Annotated in this window: 3 protein-coding genes, 3 tRNA genes and 1 pseudogene; 3 read left to right on the top strand and 4 right to left on the bottom strand. The window is 58.0% G+C overall.

The features are described 5' to 3' along the window. The 4 genes from MUW49_RS17885 to MUW49_RS17870 all read right to left on the bottom strand — a co-directional run. On the bottom strand, positions 1-1,232 hold a 1,232-nt coding region (locus tag MUW49_RS17885; protein WP_244813041.1), incomplete at its 3' end, for a tyrosine-type recombinase/integrase. An 83-nt stretch (positions 1,233-1,315) separates the two neighbouring features. Next, positions 1,316-1,403: transfer RNA gene (locus MUW49_RS17880), tRNA-Ser, on the bottom strand. Between the two features lie 270 nt (positions 1,404-1,673). Then, positions 1,674-3,410, bottom strand: coding sequence for a C4-dicarboxylic acid transporter DauA (gene dauA, locus MUW49_RS17875; RefSeq protein ID WP_103261866.1), 1,737 nt, complete (start codon positions 3,408-3,410; stop codon positions 1,674-1,676). A 242-nt stretch (positions 3,411-3,652) separates the two neighbouring features. Then, a complete protein-coding gene (locus MUW49_RS17870) occupies positions 3,653-4,036 on the bottom strand; it encodes a hypothetical protein (protein WP_103261865.1) in 384 nt (127 codons plus the stop codon). 49 nt (positions 4,037-4,085) lie between these two features. Between MUW49_RS17870 and MUW49_RS17865 the strand changes: the two genes are divergently transcribed. The 3 genes and pseudogenes from MUW49_RS17865 to MUW49_RS17855 all read left to right on the top strand — a co-directional run bounded on the left by MUW49_RS17865 (position 4,086) and on the right by MUW49_RS17855 (position 5,440). Continuing rightward, positions 4,086-4,161 (top strand) — tRNA-Asn (locus MUW49_RS17865). Between the two features lie 2 nt (positions 4,162-4,163). Then, a tRNA-Asn gene (locus MUW49_RS17860) sits at positions 4,164-4,239 on the top strand. Positions 4,240-4,399: 160 nt separating this feature from the next. Further along, a pseudogene (locus MUW49_RS17855) lies at positions 4,400-5,440 on the top strand (IS481-like element ISAs19 family transposase). Positions 5,441-5,626: the final 186 nt, after the last annotated feature.

Genomic DNA, 5,626 nt, shown 5'->3' with positions numbered 1-5,626 from the left:
AGCCTAATGTTCACACGTTTGCCATAGCGGCCAAACGTCAGGCCGTTTTTACTGTGTCCCGCAAGTTCGGCTACAACATGCTCAGCGACATCCGCCTGCTGTAACTCATCGATGAAGGTATGCCGCAGCCCGTAAAGCGTGGGACGGCCCTGACCTACGATGCCAGCCTCATTGAGGTGGCGTTGGAAGCGACAGGTGATGTTATGCGCCCAGTCGTCGTCTTTGCCTGATGGTTGGTCATCGAACAAAAATACCTTCCCTTGACTGCGACGACTCTCCACATAGTCCAGGAATTGATGTCCGATCAACGCACTGTGCAGTGGCACGGTACGGTACGCATTGACGGTTTTGAGCTGCTGATCCGCCTCTCCCGCATCGACCATCAAACACCAAATCCCCTCAACCTGTTTGATGTTCTGAGTTTTGAGCTGGCAGGCCTCGGAAGGCCGCAACCCTGCGTATAGGCACAGCAGGGGCACCCACCAGTCCTGAATTTTCAACTTTCTGCCTTTCTGGGATTGTTTGCTGCGCAGGCTGGCAAACAGTTGGGCCAGTTGAGGGCGATGCCAGCGCACTCGCTCTTCATCCGCCCGTTTGCTCGGTCTTTTACCTGCCGTCAGCCCATCGAAAGGGTTACGACTGCAATAGTCCAGTGCCACGCACCAACGGAAGAACTGTTTCAGGGCTGCCAGATAATCGGTCTTAGTTTTGAAACTGATGTCGCTCTTGCGCAGCAAGATGTTGCGGTACTCCTGCGCCAAGGTTGGGGTCACCTGATCGGCTTTGACCCCTTTGGCCCAGGTGACGAAGGCGTTGATCCGAAGTTGGAGCTGGCCCACGGATTTATGTTGGATCCCCTCACTCGATTTGGCGTCGAGAAACTGTGTCAACGCCTGGGTAAGGGCAATCCACTTGGCGGGGCAAGTCGAGGACTCGATGGGGGAAGCAATGGATTGGGAGGGCGTAAGAGATGCAGCAAATCCCGCAGCTTTGAAAGCGTCTAGATCGGCGCGGATCCAGCGATAGAAACTGCGGGGTGTAGTATCGGCAGGGGTAGCCGCGATTAGTGCACGAGTACGAGCTGCCACTGCTAGGTTGCGGTCTACGGCGAGCTGCCTATCTTTGGTGCAAAGGGAAGTACGGATAGCGAAGGGCAAGCCACGGTCACGTAATGACTTAGGCAGCGGGAGACGAGTGTAGTAGGTGCCGGAGGCATTTTTACTCAGATACATGATTGTTCCACCCAGTTGATCCAGGAAAAAAATCACGTAAGTCTAGAAATGAAAAAACCCGTTGAAATTCAACGGGTTATATTTGGCGGTGAGGGAGGGATTCGAACCCTCGATACGTTGCCGTATACACACTTTCCAGGCGTGCTCCTTCAGCCACTCGGACACCTCACCAAATTTTCACTGCTTGAAGTGGCTTTCGGAGCACGCTGCGCGTGCATCTTGCCGACTTCGTCGGTGGGCAGCCACTCGGACACCGCACCCAATTTTGGTCTGTGCTTTAACGTGTTCAGCCAACACGAATTCGCTGCGCCGTTGCGCTGGAACGGGGCGTAATGTAAGGGATAGGCGCGAGGCGGTCAATGCAATTTTTTATCTTTTGCCACTGTTTGCTCAATAAGCGAACCAAGTGACTAAAAATATGCCATTTCCTATCCCTTTCCATCAATTTTCAACCGCTTCGTGCAAATGTTCTCCTCGAATTGCCTCTTCCAGCGAACCGTAGAACTCCAGCTCTCCCGGCACCGGACGCACCTTGGCCCGCGCCAGGGTCTTGAGGGGCTGGAATTGCAATTCAGCCACCTTGAGACGGATCCCCGCCTTGGCCATGCGTTTTGCGAACTGCTGGAAGGCGGTGAGACCGCCAGCATCCAGGATGGAGACCGCCTCCATTTGCAGGATCAACTCCTTGTGGTCCTTCACCTGGGCAAGTAACTCGTCAAAGACCCGCTCGGCGGCGGCAAAGAACAGTGGCCCGTTGATCTTGTAGACAAGGGTCGAGGGGGACACCTCGCTGGCATAGCGTTTGTGATCCGCCAGGTTGTGCAGCCTGGTCATCTTGGCTATCTCGCGCATGAACAGCAAAGAGGCCAGGATCACCCCGAAGGTGATGGCGATGACCATGTCGAAGATGACGGTCAGCGACAGGCAGACCAGCAGCACCAGTACATCGGATTTAGGCGCCCGGCGCACCAGATCCACCACCTTGTGGGCCTCGCTCATGTTCCAGGCCACCAGCAGCAACAGGGCGGCCATGGCAGAGAGCGGCAACCAGGAGAGCCAGGGAGCCAGCACCAGGATGGCAGCCAGCACCACCAGCGCATGGACAATACCGGAAATGGGCGAGGTGGCACCGGCCCGCACGTTGGCGGCGGAGCGCGCGATGGCGGCCGTCGCCGTGATGCCACCGAAGAAGGGAGCCAGGATGTTGCCAAGGCCCTGCCCCACCAGCTCGCCGTTGGAGCTGTGCTTGCGACCCGTCATACCATCGAGCACCACGGCGCAGAGCAGGGATTCGATGGCCCCCAGCATGGCCATGGAGAAGGCGGCGGGCAGCAGCCGCTCGATGGCGGCGAGATTCCACTCCACCGGCGCCCCGTCCGGCCCCGGCAGCGCCCAGGGCATCACCAGCGTCGGCGCGATGGGGGGAATACCCATGCCCTGACTGCCGTCGGCCAAGGTATAGCTGAACTTGCTGCCGATGGTGGCGACGTCCACCCCGAACTGGTGCAGACCAAACCCGAGCCCCACCCCCACCAGCACGGCGGGCAGATGGCCGGGGACCGGCAGGCGCAATCTCGGCCAGAGCAGCAGCACCGCCAGCGTCGCCACCCCGACGAGGGTGTCCCCCCACTGCCAGCTTGGCAGGGCATGGGCCAGCGCCTGTACCTTGCCCAGATAGGTTTCCGGCATATCCAGGACCTGCAGGCCGAAGAAATCCTTGATCTGCAGGGTGGCGATGACGATGGCGATACCACCGGTGAACCCCAGGGTCACCGAGGGGGGAATGTACTCGATGAGGCGCCCGAGACGCGCCATGCCCATGGCCACCAGGAAACAGCCCGAGATGAGGGTCGCCATCAAGAGACCCCCCACGCCAAATTGCTGGGCCACCGGGTAGAGGATCACCACGAAGGCGGCGGTTGGGCCCGAAATGGAGAAGCGGGATCCCCCGGTCACGGCGATGACGATGCCGGCGATGATGGCGGTATAGAGCCCGTGCTGGGGCGGCACCCCACTGGCGATGGCCAGTGCCATGGCAAGGGGAATGGCGATGATGCCGACCGTGATGCCGGCGATGAGGTCGCGGCCAAAGCGCGCCACGCTGTAGGGTTCGTCAATGCAGGATTGGCGCAATGCGATGGCCAGCTTCACGCCTTGTAAGGAAGCTTGATTGTGCATGTCTAGGGTAATACCAGAAGAGGGAGACAAAGGCCGGGGTGAACCGGCACCCGATCATCATCAAGGGCCGGCAGAGCTGTCGACGCGGCGATGGTATCCAGAGCAACCATACCCGAGCCGGCCCGATAATTCGATGGGCAGGATCAAGAAATGGCCATTACCCCGCATTATTGTCATCGATAGCTCGCATATCGCCGATTTTCCCAGCCATCCCTTCATTTCTATGCTCATCTTTCGGCTCATCACGAGCCAGCATCTTCCCCGCCTCCCTCGCCCATCACCTCGGAGGCAAGCCCATCGACAACCGGTATATCGCCGATTTCCCCTGCCATTCCCTTAATCGATCCCTGGTCATCGCGAACCGGCATCTCCCTCGCATCCCCCACCACCTCGGAGGCAAGCCCATCGACAGGGGCGACATCGCCGATATTCATCGGTTCCCACCATGATCGGCTCATCCATTGCCCCGCACCCTCCAGGCCGGGGCGCGCCTTCACGGCCAGCTCGACCGTGGCCGCTGGCGGAAGCATCTCAAGCTGCTGATTGTGCTGAAAATAGTCCACAGCGCCCAAGTTTTGGGCAAACGGGCCGAAAAGCCCTTTTTCCGTGGAGTGGCGGGTTGACACCCGTTCGGGGGATCATTAATATCCGCTGCGTCTCGACGAGACAGGCAATTCCTCCTTAGTTCAGTCGGTAGAACGGCGGACTGTTAATCCGTATGTCACTGGTTCAAGTCCAGTAGGAGGAGCCAATTCCCTCGTAGTTCAGTCGGTAGAACGGCGGACTGTTAATCCGTATGTCACTGGTTCAAGTCCAGTCGAGGGAGCCATCTTCTAAAGCCCAGTCTCAGGACTGGGCTTTTTCGTATCTGTCTCTTCATTTGTATGGAGATGGTATTCACCTGACAGTTGCCCACAAAAGGGAGTGGTCATACGGCTTCAAACCGGATAACAAAACGGTACCCCTACCGTGTTATCTGGAGTCATCGTATGACCACCAACGAGAAAGTAGCACGTCGTAAACTCAGCTTGCTAGAGCTCGCCAAAGAGTTCAATAACGTCAGCAAAGCCTGCAAGCTCATCGGCTACAGCCGTCAGCAGTTCTACGAGATTCGCCGTAACTACCAGACCTATGGCGCCGAGGGCTTGCTCGACAAACTCCCCCGGCTGTAAAGGGGCTCATCCCAACCGGGTCGCTCCCGAGATTGAGCAAGCCATCCTCGATTACTCTCTCACCAGACCAACCCATGGCCCGCTGCGGGTCGCGCAAGAACTGGCTCTGCAAGGCATCAACGTCAGTGCGGGCGGTGTGCGTGGCGTGTGGCAACGTCACGACTTGCTCTCCAAGCATGACCGCTTGTTGCGCCTCGAGAAAACCCATAGGGAACAGACGATTGAGCTCAATGACGAGCAGATCCGCCTGCTCGAGCGCTTCAGCCCCGAGTTTCGCGAACGCCAAATTGAGGTTCACTACACCGGGGAACTGGTGGCGGTCGACACCTTCTTCATCGGCGCACTCAAGGGGGTAGGCAAGGTGTATCTGCAAACCGTGCTGGACTGCTACAGCCGCCACGCCTGGGGACGGCTCTACACCAGCAAGCTGCCGGTGACCTCGGTTCATGTGCTCAACGAAACGGTCCTCCGTTCTTCGAAGCCCATGAGGCTCGGGTCTATACCATCTTGTCGGACAACGGGCGCGAGTTCTGTGGGCGCCCTGACCATCATCCCTACGAGCTGTTCCTGCAACTGGAGGGGATTGAGCACCGGACCACCAAGGTACGCAGGCCGCAGAGCAATGGCTTTATCGAGCGGTTGCACCGCACACTGCTGGATGAGCACTTCCGTATCAAGGGGAGGACGACCTGGTATGAGTCGGTAGAACAGATGCAGACAGACCTGGATAGCTACCTGGAACACTACAACACCGAGCGGCCACATCAGGGCAGGATGATGGAGGGTCAGACCCCCTACAGCATGTTCAAGAAGGGTCTGAAATTGATACCGAAGGAAGTGCGCACTAAAGTAGCGTAAACAAGACACCGGTTTGAGGCCGGTGTCAGGTGATAACTAGATCCGTCATTCCGCACCTGATTTTGCTATTTTCAGTGCTTGACGGCGATCGGCCGTTCTGATCTATTACTCTCTTTTGCAGGTAGATCATCATGGCCGCACCCGCTATCTCGATCCGTAACCTCGATCACCTTGGTTTGGTCGCCG

Origin of the sequence: Aeromonas sp. LsrichE-8G (genome assembly GCF_022869435.1) — a bacterium.
GTDB lineage: Bacteria > Pseudomonadota > Gammaproteobacteria > Enterobacterales > Aeromonadaceae > Aeromonas > Aeromonas caviae.
This window is presented reverse-complemented; position numbering and strand designations above follow the sequence as displayed.